Genomic DNA, 231 nt, shown 5'->3' on the forward strand with positions numbered 1-231 from the left:
GACCCGGCACCACCTGACCACTGACCACACCGGCAACCGGCTCACCCGACGCGAGCGCAGACAACCCAGCCCGATCACCCGACAGCACCACGGCACGGTGCTCGAACGCCGACCGCGCCGTTGCCAACGACCACGCCACATCCACCGCAGCAAGCTCAGAACGCTCACCCACGAACGACGCCAGACGCCCCGCCTGACCCCGCAGCGCCGCCTCCGACTTCGCCGACACCA

Annotated in this window: 1 protein-coding gene; it reads right to left on the bottom strand. The window is 70.1% G+C overall.

The genetic code is table 11. The features are described 5' to 3' along the window. Positions 1-231, bottom strand: a 231-nt coding sequence (locus tag GTW67_RS37855) for a CurL C-terminal domain-containing protein (protein ID WP_237519004.1), incomplete at both ends; no start/stop codon positions are given.

It is taken from the genome of Streptomyces sp. SID5910 (assembly GCF_009862125.1).
Classification (GTDB): Bacteria; Actinomycetota; Actinomycetes; order Streptomycetales; family Streptomycetaceae; genus Streptomyces.